Origin of the sequence: Lysobacter koreensis (genome assembly GCF_042677045.1) — a bacterium.
Lineage (GTDB): Bacteria > Pseudomonadota > Gammaproteobacteria > Xanthomonadales > Xanthomonadaceae > Lysobacter_K > Lysobacter_K koreensis.
In genome coordinates this window covers 183565-196231 of the sequence record NZ_JBHTIH010000008.1, presented here as the reverse complement: position 1 = coordinate 196231, position 12667 = coordinate 183565, and the positions used below count along the sequence as shown (strand labels likewise).

At 69.5% G+C, this 12667-nt stretch carries 10 protein-coding genes; 6 read left to right on the top strand and 4 right to left on the bottom strand.

All coding sequences use genetic code 11. The features are described 5' to 3' along the window. Nucleotides 1-328: 328 nt before the first annotated feature. Nucleotides 329-811: a hypothetical protein gene (locus ACFQZQ_RS14710; protein ID WP_386813673.1), complete on the top strand. Its 483-nt coding sequence runs from the start codon at nt 329-331 to the stop codon at nt 809-811. Nucleotides 812-901: 90 nt separating this feature from the next. Continuing rightward, complete coding sequence (locus ACFQZQ_RS14705) at nt 902-1639, top strand: pseudouridine synthase (RefSeq protein WP_386813672.1); 738 nt, start codon at nt 902-904, stop codon at nt 1637-1639. Between the two features lie 57 nt (nt 1640-1696). On the opposite strand, the gene ACFQZQ_RS14700 is transcribed toward ACFQZQ_RS14705, so the two are convergent. The 3 genes from ACFQZQ_RS14700 to tdh all read right to left on the bottom strand — a co-directional run bounded on the left by ACFQZQ_RS14700 (nt 1697) and on the right by tdh (nt 4956). Continuing rightward, on the bottom strand, nt 1697-2656 hold the full coding sequence (locus ACFQZQ_RS14700; protein WP_386813671.1) for a quinone oxidoreductase family protein: 960 nt from the start codon (nt 2654-2656) through the stop codon (nt 1697-1699). A gap of 1 nt (nt 2657) precedes the next feature. Beyond that, on the bottom strand, nt 2658-3866 hold the full coding sequence (gene kbl / locus ACFQZQ_RS14695) for a glycine C-acetyltransferase (protein WP_386813670.1): 1209 nt from the start codon (nt 3864-3866) through the stop codon (nt 2658-2660). A 67-nt stretch (nt 3867-3933) separates the two neighbouring features. Then, on the bottom strand, nt 3934-4956 hold the full coding sequence (gene tdh, locus ACFQZQ_RS14690) for an L-threonine 3-dehydrogenase (RefSeq protein WP_386813685.1): 1023 nt from the start codon (nt 4954-4956) through the stop codon (nt 3934-3936). 157 nt (nt 4957-5113) lie between these two features. Here tdh and ACFQZQ_RS14685 point away from each other — a divergent pair, with 157 nt between their 5' ends. Both ACFQZQ_RS14685 and ACFQZQ_RS14680 read left to right on the top strand, forming a co-directional pair. Beyond that, nucleotides 5114-7264 carry a S46 family peptidase gene (locus tag ACFQZQ_RS14685; RefSeq protein ID WP_386813669.1) on the top strand — a complete coding sequence of 717 codons (2151 nt, stop codon included), beginning with the start codon at nt 5114-5116 and terminating at the stop codon, nt 7262-7264. A 131-nt stretch (nt 7265-7395) separates the two neighbouring features. After that, nucleotides 7396-9558: a S46 family peptidase gene (locus tag ACFQZQ_RS14680; protein ID WP_386813668.1), complete on the top strand. Its 2163-nt coding sequence runs from the start codon at nt 7396-7398 to the stop codon at nt 9556-9558. 84 nt (nt 9559-9642) lie between these two features. Here ACFQZQ_RS14680 and ACFQZQ_RS14675 read toward each other — a convergent pair whose 3' ends face one another. After that, nucleotides 9643-10041, bottom strand: coding sequence for a DUF3224 domain-containing protein (locus tag ACFQZQ_RS14675; protein WP_386813667.1), 399 nt, complete (start codon nt 10039-10041; stop codon nt 9643-9645). A gap of 280 nt (nt 10042-10321) precedes the next feature. Between ACFQZQ_RS14675 and serA the strand changes: the two genes are divergently transcribed. Together serA and ACFQZQ_RS14665 are read left to right on the top strand one after the other, a co-directional pair. After that, nucleotides 10322-11899 carry a phosphoglycerate dehydrogenase gene (serA, locus tag ACFQZQ_RS14670; protein ID WP_386813666.1) on the top strand — a complete coding sequence of 526 codons (1578 nt, stop codon included), beginning with the start codon at nt 10322-10324 and terminating at the stop codon, nt 11897-11899. A gap of 75 nt (nt 11900-11974) precedes the next feature. Next, the gene (locus tag ACFQZQ_RS14665; RefSeq protein ID WP_386813665.1) at nt 11975-12616 is read left to right on the top strand and encodes a histidine phosphatase family protein; all 642 of its coding nucleotides are present in this window, start codon (nt 11975-11977) and stop codon (nt 12614-12616) included. The last annotated feature ends 51 nt before the right edge of the window (nt 12617-12667 follow it).

Below are 12667 nucleotides of genomic sequence, written 5' to 3'. Positions count from 1 at the left end.
AACACCAACGAAGACGGTTCGGACAATCCGGAAGGCCGTGCGCGCAACCGCCGCACCGAGCTGAACGTCCAGAACTAAGCGCCAGCTCTTCGGAGCGACCGTGCAACACCCGAAGCCCGGCCTTGTGCCGGGCTTCTTTTTTTCTCGCGCGGAGCCCGCGCCGCGGCGAACACATCGCGTAACCGGCGGGATGCTTTAATCGCGTCCTGCGCCGCAACTGTGCGCTGCTACCCACTATGCGGGACTGTAACGGCGCGCACCGTTTAACGACTGTGCAACGTTTCGGGCCACACCTACACTTCAGCCTGAACTCACGGGGGAGACGATCATGCGCAAGTTTGCTGTGGCACTACCGTTGTTGCTGTTGTCGGGTTGGGCTGCCGCGCAGGATTGCGCAGGCCTCGCGGTTTCGACCGCCGCGGGCGCGCGACCGGCGATGGCCGCCGCGGTCGCACCGGAACTGGCATCGCCCAATCACAAGCTCGGCGCGCCCAGCGGCGTGCTGGCGCAGGCCTACGACGAGGCGCAGTCGGTCGACAACGTGCTGCTGCGCATGCGCATCGAAAAGTGCCAGAGCGTCGCCGCGGGCAAGAACGCACCGACCGCGCCGGCCAGCAGCGCCGATCCGGCCGCCTACAAGCCGCTGACCAAGCACGACAACTCGCCGTGGCGGTTCGACATGAGCCAGAACGGCAAGCGCATGACCGCCGAGGAGTTCGATGCCTGGATGAAGTCGCGCGGCGTGCGCGTGGCGAAGGGCGCCCCGGCCAAGGCCGCCGCGCCGGCGCCGGAAGAGAACAAGGCGAAGTAAGCAGGTCGTGCGCGCGGCCGGCTGGGCGCCGGTCGCCGCGCACGCAGCATTGGATGTGACAACAACGGCCGCTCTGCGGCCGTTGTTGCGATGGGTACCACGATGAATTCCCCACCTCGCCATGGTCTTGCACGGGTGCTGTCCAAGCACGGGCTGTGTTCGCGCACGCAGGCCGCGCAATGGATCGCCGACGGCCGGGTCTGCGTCGACGGCCGGGTCGTCCGCGATCCCGAGCACCCGGTGGTGCGCGGGCGACAGCGGATAGCGGTCGACGGCCGCGACCTCGACGCCGCGCCGCGCCTGTACCTGATGCTCAACAAGCCGCGGGGCCTGGTGACCACGGCCAGCGATGAACGCGGCCGCGACACCGTCTACCGCTGCTTCGATGGCGCGGGGCTGCCGTGGCTCGCGCCGGTCGGGCGGCTGGACAAGGCCAGCGAAGGCCTGCTGCTGTTCTGCAACGACCCGGAGTGGGCCGCGCGCGTTACCGACCCGCTGCTCGGCCCGGACAAGACCTACCACGTCCAGGTCGACGCGATCCCGGATGCGACGGCGCTGGCGGCATTGCTCGAAGGCGTCGAGGAGGGCGGCGAGCGCCTGCGCGCGAAGGCGGCCACGCTGCTGCGCAGTGGCGAGAAAAACGCCTGGCTGGAGATCGTGCTCGACGAAGGCCGCAACCGGCAGATCCGGCGGCTGCTGGCCGCGTTCGATATCGGGGTCCTGCGCCTGCTGCGGGTCGCGATCGGCCCGTTGACGCTGGGCGAGTTGCCGAAAGGGCAGTGGCGTGCGTTGACCGCCGATGAAGTGCGGAGCTTGCCGGCGTCGTAGGGCGGGCCCTGGCCCGCCGGCTTTCGTCGAGATGGCGGTGGCGGGCCAGGGCCCGCCCTACGGAAGCAACAGCACCTTGCCCAGCGCGCGCCGGCTTTCCAGGTGCGCATGCGCCGCGGCGCCTTCCGCCAGCGGGTAGCGCGCGTCGATCGTGACCCGGAGCGAGCCGTCGCGCACGCGGTCGAACAGCTCGGCCGCGCGTTCGCGCCGGTCGGCGGCGGTGCGCAGCACGTTCCACAGGTCGCCGCCGGTCAGCGTCTTCGAGCCGTCCATGAGCACGCGCGGGTCGACCGGCTCCGGGTCGCCGCCGGCCATGCCGTAGAACACCACGCGGCCGCCGGTGCGCACCGCGCGCAGCGAGTCGTGCACCGTGCTGCCGACCGAGTCGTAGGCGACGTCGACGCCGCCCTCGCCGAATGCCTGCGCCGCGGCGACCCAATCGTCGGCATAGGTCGCGGTGGCGTGTGCGCCGGCGGCGGTGGCGACGGCGGTTTTCTCCCGCGTCGAGGCCAGTGCCAGCACGCGGGCGCCCGCGGCCACCGCGAGCTGCACCAGCAGCTGGCCGACGCCGCCGGCCGCGGCGTGGACCAGCACCGTCTGCCCGGCGTGCAATGGGTGGCTGTCGCGGATCAGGTACTGCGCGGTCAGGCCCTGCAGCAGCAAGGCGGCAGCGGTCTCGAAGGCGATGTCGTCGGGCAGCGGGATCAACCGCTCCGCGGCGACCGCGACCAGTTCGGCATTGGCGTACGGGCTGTCGGCGAAGGCGACGCGGTCCCCGGGCGCGAACCCGGTGCCCGCCGCCGCCGACACCACTTCGCCCGCGGCTTCGTAACCCGCGATCCACGGCGGGTCGCCGGCCAGGTGGTAGTGGCCCTGGCGGCGGTAGACGTCGGCGAAGTTCAGCCCGATCGCGCGCGTGCGCACCAGCACTTCACCGGCGGCCGGCACCGGGTCGGGCAGCTCGCGCAGGTGCAGGACCTCGGGGCCGCCGAACTGCTCAAAGACCAGGGCGCGCACGTCAGCCCTTCAATACACCGAGCTCGCGACCGATCTTGATGAACGCGGCGATCGCGCGGTCGAGGTGCTCGCGGGTGTGCGCGGCCGAGATCTGCGTGCGGATGCGCGCCTGGCCCTGCGGCACCACCGGGAAGAAGAAGCCGATCGCGTAGATACCTTCCTCGAGCAGGCGCTGCGCGAACTTCTGCGCCAGCGGTGCGTCGTACAGCATCACCGGGCTGATCGGGTGCACGCCGGGTTTGATGTCGAAACCGGCGGCGGTCATCTGCTGGCGGAAGTAGCCGGTGTTCTCGACCAGTTGCTCGCGCAGCTGGCCGGCTGCGGCGAGCATCTCGAACGCCTTGATGCCGGCGGCGACCACGTGCGGTGGCAACGAATTGGAGAACAGGTACGGGCGCGAGCGCTGGCGCAGCAGTTCGATGACCTCGCGCCGGGCGGTGGTGAAGCCGCCGAGCGCGCCGCCCATCGCCTTGCCCAGCGTGCCGGTGTAGATGTCGATCCGGTCCATCACGCCCTTCACTTCCGCCGAGCCGCGGCCGCTGGCGCCGAGGAAGCCGGTGGCGTGGCATTCGTCGATGTGCACCAGCGCGCCGTATTGCTTCGCCAGCGCGGTGATCTGGTCGAGCGGGGCGATGAAGCCGTCCATCGAGAACACGCCGTCGGAGGTGATCATGATCGTACGCGCGCCGTCGGCCTTGGCTTGTTGCAGCTGCTTCTCCAGGTCGGCCATGTCGCAGTTGGCGTAGCGGTAGCGCTTGGCCTTGCACAGGCGCACGCCATCGATGATCGAGGCGTGGTTGAGCGCGTCGGAGATGATCGCGTCGTTCTCGTCCAGCAGCGGCTCGAACAGGCCGCCGTTGGCGTCGAAGCAGGCGGCGTAGAGGATCGTGTCCTGCGTGCCGAAGAACTCGGCGATGGTCTGCTCGAGCTGCTTGTGCAGGTCCTGGGTGCCGCAGATGAAGCGCACCGAGGCCATGCCGAAGCCATGCGTGTCGAGCGCGTCCTTGGCCGCCGCGATCACGTCGGGGTGGTCGGCCAGGCCCAGGTAGTTGTTGGCGCAGAAATTCAGCACCGTGCGGCCGTCGGCGAGGGTGATCTCGGCGGACTGCGGCGAGGTGATGACGCGCTCGGACTTGAACAGGCCGGCGGCGCGGATCTCGTCGAGGGTGTCGGCGTAGCGTTGGGTGAGGGCGGGTTGGGTCGGCGACATTGGGGTTCCTGTAGGGCGGGCGCTCGGCCCGCCATCGCGTTGCGGCGGGCCAGGGCCCGCCCTACGTTCAATTCCAGCTCAGCACAACCTTGCCCGCCTTGCCCGCTTCCATCAGGTCGAAACCGTCCTGGAACGAGTCGATCGGCAGCTGGTGGGTCAGCACCTTGCCCAGCGGAAAACCGCCCAGCACCAGCTGCGTCATCTTGTACCAGGTCTCGTACATCTTGCGGCCGTACATGCCGTGCAGGGTCAGGCCCTTGAAGATGATCTTGTCCCAGTCGGCGCCGGCGCCCTTGGGCATGATCCCGAGCATCGCGATCTTGCCGCCGTGGTACATGCAGTCGAGCATGTCGTTGAATGCGCGCGGGTTGCCGCTCATCTCCAGGCCGACGTCGAAGCCTTCCATGTGCAGGTCGGCCATCACGTCCTTGAGCGACTGGTTGGCGACGTTGACCACGCGCGTGGCGCCCATGTCGGCGGCCAGCTTCAAGCGGTAGTCGTTGACGTCGGTGACCACCACGTTGCGCGCGCCGATGTGCTTGCAGATGCCCGCAGCGATGATGCCGATCGGGCCGGCGCCGGTGATCAGCACGTCCTCGCCGACCACGTCGAACTCCAGCGCGCAGTGCGCGGCGTTGCCGTAGGGGTCGAAGAACGCGGCCAGCTCGCTCGGGATCTGGTCCGGGATCGGCCACAGGTTGCTGGCCGGCATCACGATGTACTCGGCGAACGCGCCGTTGCGGTTGACGCCGATGCCGACCGTGTTCGGGCACAGGTGCTGGCGGCCGCCGCGGCAGTTGCGGCAGTGGCCGCAGACGATGTGGCCTTCGGCCGAGACGCGCTGGCCGATCTTGTAGCCCGACACGCCAGCGCCGAGTTCGACCACGCGGCCGACGAACTCGTGGCCGATCACCAGCCCCGGCTTGATCGTGCGTTGGCTCCACTCGTCCCACAGGTAGATGTGCAGGTCGGTGCCGCAGATCGCGGTCTTCTCCAGCTTGACCAGCACCTCGTTCGGGCCGGGCGCGGGCACCGGCACCTGTTCCATCCAGATGCCCTTGCCGGTTTCGCGCTTGACCAGCGCCTTCATTGTCTTTTGGGTCATGGAGGTCGCCTTCGAACCGTGTGCGGCTGCCGCAAAGAGGCCGGAATTATACGCCCGGGCCTCGTCGCGGCCGGCTCACGGGTTTGCCCGCGGCGGGCGGCTTCGCCTATCGTCGACCGCTCCCACCGTTGCCGGATCGACCATGCGCCGCCGTCTGTTTGCCGCTTCCCTGCTGCTGGGCCTGGTGCCCGCCCACGCCGACGAAGGCATGTGGATGCCCTCGCAACTGCCGCAGATCGCCAAGCAGCTCAAGGCGGCCGGCTTCAAGGGCAGGCCGGCCGCGTTGGCGGAACTGGCGCGGCCGCCGATGAGCGCGGTGGTCAAGGTCGGCGGCGCCAGCGGTGCGTTCGTGTCCAAGGACGGCCTGTTGCTGACCAACCACCACGTCGCGTTCGGGGTGATTCAGTACAACTCGACGCCCGAGCGCGACCTGATCGGGCAGGGCTTCATCGCTGCCGACCGTGGCGCCGAACTGCCGGCCAACCCCGACTACCGGGTGCTGGTCACGACCGGCTTCGACAAGGTCACCGAGCGCATCCTCAAAGATGCGCGCGGCAAGCAGGGGCGGGCGTACTACGACGCCGTCGACGCCGCGACCAAGGCCGTGGTCGCCAAATGCGAAAGCGAGGCCGGCAACCGCTGCAGCGTCGCCAACATGTACTACGGCACCGACTTCTACCTGATCCGCCAGCTCGAGCTGCGCGACATCCGCCTCGTCTACGCGCCGCCGGACGCGATCGGCAACTACGGCGACGAGGTCGACAACTTCGTGTGGCCGCGCCACAGCGGCGACTTCACCCTGCTGCGCGCCTACGTCGGCCGCGACGGCAAGCCGGCCGACTTTGCCGCCGACAACGTGCCGTACGTGCCGCCGGCGCACCTGCAGGTATCGACCGAACACTTCGCCGACGGCGATTTCGCGATGCTCGCCGGCTACCCCGGCACCACGTTCCGGCACCGCATGGCCTCGGAGTTCGCCAACCAGATCGACTGGCAGCTGCCGTCGCGGGTCGCGCTTTACGACGGCATGATCAAGACGATCGAGGCCGCCGCGGCGAGCGATGCCGACGCCAAGGTGCTGTACGCCGCGCAGGTCGCCAGCCTCAAGAACGGGCTCAAGCGCGCGCAGGGCGAACTCGACGGCCTGCGCCGCAGCGACGCGCTGCGCGTGCGCCGCGACGACGAGGCCGCGATGCTCGCCTGGCTGGGCAAGCAGGCCGACGCGGCCGCAACCCAGGCCGACATCGACGCCTCCCAGGCAGTGCTCGACGCGGCGGTGGCGATGCGCGAGCGCGACCAGCTGCTCGCCAACCTGCGCTCGCAGAGCCAGCTGCTGCGCGCGGCACTGACCGTGCAGCGGCTCGCGCTGGAACGCGGCAAGCCCGACCCGCAACGCGAATCGGGCTACCAGCAGCGCGACGAGACCCTGATCAGCGGCCAGCTCAAGCAGGTGCAGCGCCGATACGCGCCGGCGGTCGAGCAGGCGTTGCTGGCCGACCTGCTGCGCCAGTACCAGGCGCTGCCGGCCGCGCAGCGCGTGCCCGAGTTCGATGCGGTGTTCGGCACCACCCCGGCGCAGCTCAAGGCCCGCCTGAAAGCGCTGTACGCCGGCACCAGGCTCGGTGACGAGGCGCAACGCCTGCGCGCGATGCAGGCGCCGGCATCCGAGCTGGCGGCGTCCAGCGATACGCTGCTGAAGGCGGCCGCGATCCTCACCCCGGCATTGGTCCGGCTCGAGGACGAGGCCAAGACCCGCGACGGCGAGTTGCTGCGCCTGCGCCCGGCCTACATGCGCGCGCTGATCGGTTTCCGCCGGTCACAGGGCCGCGCGGTGTACCCGGACGCGAACTCCACGCTGCGCGTGAGCTACGGCAAGGTCAGCCCGATGGACCCGCGCGACGGGGTGCGCTACCGGCCGCTGACCACCGTGGCCGGCATCGTCGAGAAACACACCGGCGTGGCCCCGTTCGACGCGCCGCAGCCGTTGCGCGAGGCGATCGCCAAGGGTGACTTCGGCAGCACCGCCGAGCCGAGCCTGCAGACGCAGACGGTCGATTTCCTCACCAACCTCGACACCACCGGCGGCAACTCCGGCTCGCCGGTGCTGGACGCGCGCGGCCGCCTGATCGGCCTCAACTTCGACAGCAACTGGGAGTCGGTCAGCGCCAGCTGGATGTTCGATCCGCGCTACAAGCGCGCGATCCACGTCGACGCGCGTTACCTGCGCTGGCTGATGGCCAAGGTCTACCCGGCGCCGCACCTGCTGCGGGAGATGAACCTGCCGCCCGAATAAACCACTTGACGACCACTCGCCCGACTGGATCACGGACAGCCGGGGTTCGGGGCGGCTAGGCTGCAGATGGCGCCACACGTTTCGCTTCATTCGCTTCAACCGCATTAGTCAACGGATCAAGGAGTCGCTGCATGCGTTATTCGGTATTGGCCACCGCGCTGGCGCTGGCCGCTGTCTCGGGGGGCGCCTTCGCAGGCGAGGGCATGTGGGTGCCGCAGCAGTTGCCGGAGATCTCCGGCCCGCTGAAGAAAGCCGGCCTCAAGTTGAACGCCAAACAGCTGGCCAACCTGACCGGCGACCCGATGGGCGCGGTGGTCTCGCTGGGCGGCTGCACCGCGAGCTTCGTCTCGCCGCAGGGCCTGGTGGTGACCAACCACCACTGCGCGTACGGCGCGATCCAGCTCAACTCGACGCCCGAGAAGAACCTGATGCGCGACGGCTTCAACGCCGCCACCCAGGCCGCGGAGGTCTCCGCCGGTCCGAATGCGCGCATCTACGCGCTCGATTCGATCAAGGACGTGAGCCGCGAGGTCAAGGCCGCGATCGCCGCCGCGCCCGATGCGCTCGCGCGCACCCACGCGCTGGAAACACTGGAGAAGCAACTGGTCGCGCAGTGCGAGGCCGAAGCCGGTTACCGCTGCCGCCTGTACAGCTTCGCCGGCGGCAACAGCTACCGCCTGTTCCGGAACCTCGAGATCAAGGACGTGCGCCTGGTCTACGCGCCGCCGGGCAGCGTCGGCAACTACGGCGGCGAGGTCGACAACTGGATGTGGCCGCGCCACACCGGCGACTTCTCGTTCTACCGCGCCTACGTCGGCAAGGACGGCAAGCCGGCCGCGTTCGCGGCCGACAACGTGCCGTACACCCCGAAGCATTTCCTCAAGCTCGCCGACCAGCCGCTGGGCGCGGGCGACTTCGTGATGGTCGCCGGCTATCCGGGCTCGACCGCGCGCTACGCGTTGGCCGACGACTTCGACGCGACCGCCGACTGGACCTACCCGACGGTCGGTGGCCACTACAAGAAGCTGGTGGCGATGGTCGAGGCGGCCGGCCGCAAGAACCCCGACATCGCGGTGAAGTACGCCAGCACCGTGCGCAGCTGGCAGAACGCGATGAAGAACTACGACGGCCAGCTCGACGGCTTCCAGCGCATTGGCGCGGCGGAGACGAAAAAAGCCGAGGAAGCCGCGGTGCTGGCCTGGCTCAAGAAGCAGGGCCGCAAGGGCGAGGCCGCGCTGGCCGCGCACGACCGCCTGGTCACGCTCGGCGAGGAAGCGCGCGCCCACCGCGAACGCGACCTGGTGTTCGGCCAACTGCGCAACACCGGCGCGATCGGCGCGGCGACCCAGCTGTACCGACTGTCGATCGAAAAGCAGAAGCCCGACGCGCAGCGCGAACAGGGTTACCAGCAGCGCGACCTGCCGGCGTTCGAGGGCGGCCTGAAGCAGATGGAGAAGCGCTACCAGGCGAAGATGGATCGCGAGCTGCAGGCCTACTGGCTGCGCGAGTACCTCAAGCTGCCCGCGTCGCATCGCGTCGCCGCGGTCGACAGTTGGCTTGGTGGCAGCGATGAGAAGGCGATCAAGCGCGCGCTCGACAAGCTCGCCAAGACCCAGCTGGGCGACACCGACCAGCGCATGGCGCTGGTCAATGCCGACCGCGCCGCGTTCGAGGCCAGCAAGGACCCGGCCGTGCAGTTCGCGGTGGCGATCATGCCGACCGTGCTCAAGCTGGAGCAGGAGGGCAAGACCCGCGCCGGCGACGGCCTGGTCGCGCGCCCGGTTTACCTGCAGGCGATGGCCGACTACAAGAAGAGCCAGGGCAAGTTCGTCTATCCCGACGCCAACTCGTCGCTGCGCATCACCTTCGGCAACGTCACCGGCTACACCAAGTCCGACGGCAGCGTGCAGGCGCCGATCACCAAGCTCGAGGAAGTCGCGGCCAAGGCCACCGGCAAGGAGCCGTTCGACGCGCCGCAGTCGCTGCTCGACGCGATCAAGGCCAAGCGCTACGGCGGCCTGGCCGACAAGGAACTGGGCACGGTGCCGGTGAACTTCCTGTCCGACCTGGACATCACCGGCGGCAATTCCGGCTCGCCGGTGCTCGACGCGCGCGGCAGGCTGGTCGGCCTGGCGTTCGACGGCAACTGGGAGTCGGTGAGCAGCAACTGGGTGTTCGACCCGAGCATGACCCGGATGATCTCGGTCGACCAGCGCTACATGCGCTGGATCATGCAGGAGGTCTACCCGGCGCCGCAGCTGTTGCGCGAGCTCAACGCCGCGCCGAAGGGCTGAGCCTTCGCGGCAGCGGAAAAACAGAACGCCGGTCGGGCAACCGACCGGCGTTTTGTTTTCTGCGCGTTGGGGAAAGCCGATGCCTTACTCGGCGAGCGCGTAGTCGAAGGTGTAGAAATGCTTGCCGTCGGTGATCTCGATCGCCATCGCCCCGGACAGCCCCGCCAGTTCGCCGGTGCCCGAATCGGGCACGACGGTCAGCGACAACTTCGCCGCGCCACGCGTCATCACGCCGTTGTGCTGCAGAAAGAACGTGCCGCTGCGGCCCTGCAGCGACCCGGACACGCGTTCGATCGCGACGTAGGCGGCCGAACCGGGCGTGCCGGTGCCGACCGCCAGCATGTGTACCACGCTGCTGGCATCGAGGTCGCCGCGGAAGCGCTTGTCGAAACGGTTGTGCCCCGCCTCGATGCCGTCGCCCATGTCGCAGGGCGGCTGCGCGCTGCGCGTGACGTCGAATTCGCCCTTGACCTGCTGTGCCATGCCACATTCCTTGCGTTCGGGAGGCGCCATCGTGACCCACACGCTGGCCGTCAGCCAGAGCGCGGGCACAACAACGGATGGGGTTGCGCAGCGGCCTTCGTCTGCTAGGCTGCAGGCGTTCGCGGATTCCCATGCCTGCCGGCCCCGTCTCCGAAAGCCTGTTCTGCTCCACCCGACATGCGCCCTCGCGGCCCCTGTCCCTGCCGCTTCCACAGCGGATTGTCACCCGCACCGCCGGCTTGCAAGGCTTTCCGCGCTCCCCTCACTGATGGAGCTTGCGATGAAAGTACTGGCGTGCGACGGCATCCACGACGATGGCCTGGCCCTGTTCCGCGACGCGGGCTGGGAGGTGGTCGTCTCCGATCCGATCAAAGACCCCGCCGCGCTCGCGGCCGCGCTGGCCGGCGTCGATGCCGTGCTGGTGCGCTCGGCGACCGCGGTGTCCGCGCAGGCGCTGGCCGGTGCCCAGGGGCTGCGCGTGATCGGCCGCGCCGGCGCCGGTGTCGACACCATCGACGTCGACGCCGCCACCGAACGCGGCATTGCGGTGATGAACGCGCCCGACGGCAACACCCTGGCGGCGGCCGAGCACGCGATCTCGCTGCTGTTCGCGCTCGCCCGCCACATCCCGCGTGCCGACGCCGGCATGAAGGCCGGCCATTGGCCCAAGGCCGGTCTGACCGGCTTCGAACTGGAAGGCAAGAAGCTCGGCGTCATTGGCCTGGGCCGCATCGGCGGCACCGTCGCGCGCAAGGCGCAGGGGATCGGCATGGAGGTCGCCGCGTACGACCCGTTCCTGCCGGCCTCGGCCGCGGGCAAGGGCAGCGTGCCGCTGAAGACGCTCGACGAACTGCTGGCCTGGGCGGACATCGTCACCCTGCATATCCCGCGTACCAAGGAAACCACCAACCTGCTCTCGGAAGCGAGCATGCGTTCGATGAAGAAGGGCGCCTACATCGTCAATGCCGCGCGCGGCGGGCTGGTCGACGAGACCGCGCTGCTCAAACTGCTCGACGAGGGCCACCTCGGCGGCGCCGCGCTCGACACCTTTGCCACCGAGCCGCTGCAGGCCGACTCGCCGCTGCGCGCGCACCCGAAGCTGATCCTCACCCCGCACCTGGGCGCATCGACCAGCGAGGCGCAGCAGGCGGTCAGCACGATCCTGGCGCGGCAGATCCTCGATTTCATCAACACCGGCGCGGTCGCCGGCTGCGTCAACTTGCCGCCGCTGACCGCCGAGGCCGCGCGCGAAGTCGGCCCGTGGATGCCGCTGATGTCGGCGCTCGGCCGCCTCGCCGCGCGCCTGGTGCCGGCGCCGACCCGCTTGCACATCAGCTACGCCGGCCGTACCGCCGGACTCGACACCCGGCCGTTGACGCGCTTGCTGGTCGCGGCGTTGCTGGGCCCCGCGTCGGGGCGCGTGACCCCGGTGAACGCGCTGCAGGAAGCCACCGCGCGTGGCCTGACCGTGGCCGAAACTCTGGGTGGCGACGGCGACGGCTTCGACCGCCTGCTACGGCTGCGGGTCGAAGGCGAAGGCCCGCACCAGCAGCCGGTGGTGCGCGAGATCGAGGCGACCCTGCACCGCGGACCGCGCGTGGTGCGGCTGGATGGCGTCGAGATCGAGTTCGACCCGCAGGCGTTCGTGCTGTTGCTGCGCAACGAGGACCGACCCGGCATGATCGGCGCGGTCGGTTCGCAGCTTGGTGCGGCCGGAATCAACATCGTCAACTTCGCACTCGGCGCGGCCGGCGATGGTCAGGCGCGCGCCGCGATCACGATCGACAAGCCGGTCACCGACGAGCAGCTGGCGCTGCTGCGCGCGACCCCCGGCATCCTCTCGCTGCAGCAGGTCTAGGACGCTCCCTCCCTTTCGCATAGCGAAGGGGAGGGTTGGGGAGGGGTGCTTTTTTGCTTCGAGGAAACTGACAACGTGCGAATTTTATTAGCCCGCCACGGCGAGACCCCGTGGAATGCCGAAGGCCGCTACCAGGGCCAGGAAGACATCGCGCTGTCGCCGGTCGGCGAGATGCAGGCGCGCGCGCTGGGGACGCGCCTGCGCGAGGTGGCCATCACCCGCGCGGTCGCCTCGCCGCTGAAGCGCGCACGCCATACCGCCGAGCTCGCGCTGGGCGAACGCGACCTGCCGCTCACGCTCGACCCGGGGCTGATGGAGATCGCCCACGGCACCTGGGAAGGCCTGCTCGCCAGCGAGATCCGCGAACGCGACGGCGACCGCCTGCAGGCCTGGCGCGACACCCCGCACGAGGTGCTGATGCCCGAGGGCGAATCGCTGCAGCACGTGCTCGACCGCGCGTGGCCGGCGCTGGCGCGTGCCTGCGCCGGCTTGGGCGACGACGACACCTTGCTGGTGGTCGCCCACGACGCGGTCAACCGCGTGCTGCTGTGCCAGGTGCTCGGCATCCCGCTGTCGAAACTGTGGGGATTCCGGCAGGCACCGACCACGCTCAACCTGCTCGAAGGCAGCGACCTGGACCACGTCGACGTGGTGCGCCTCAACGATTGCAGCCACCACACCGCGCTGTTCGGCGAAGCGGTGCATCGGGCGTTGTGACGTCCCGGGGGGCAGTCAAGCCCCCCGAACCGCAGGCAAAGTTCCTCGCGC

Bases quoted from the DNA above. Each gene is read 5' to 3' on its own strand.
- tdh (WP_386813685.1), bottom strand. From the start codon at position 4,956: ATGAAGGCGCTGGTCAAGCGCGAAACCGGCAAGGGCATCTGGATGGAA.
- ACFQZQ_RS14705 (WP_386813672.1), top strand. From the start codon at position 902: ATGGGTACCACGATGAATTCCCCACCTCGCCATGGTCTTGCACGGGTG.
- ACFQZQ_RS14685 (WP_386813669.1), top strand. From the start codon at position 5,114: ATGCGCCGCCGTCTGTTTGCCGCTTCCCTGCTGCTGGGCCTGGTGCCC.
- serA (WP_386813666.1), top strand. From the start codon at position 10,322: ATGAAAGTACTGGCGTGCGACGGCATCCACGACGATGGCCTGGCCCTG.
- ACFQZQ_RS14675 (WP_386813667.1), bottom strand. From the start codon at position 10,041: ATGGCACAGCAGGTCAAGGGCGAATTCGACGTCACGCGCAGCGCGCAG.
- ACFQZQ_RS14680 (WP_386813668.1), top strand. From the start codon at position 7,396: ATGCGTTATTCGGTATTGGCCACCGCGCTGGCGCTGGCCGCTGTCTCG.
- ACFQZQ_RS14710 (WP_386813673.1), top strand. From the start codon at position 329: ATGCGCAAGTTTGCTGTGGCACTACCGTTGTTGCTGTTGTCGGGTTGG.
- kbl (WP_386813670.1), bottom strand. From the start codon at position 3,866: ATGTCGCCGACCCAACCCGCCCTCACCCAACGCTACGCCGACACCCTC.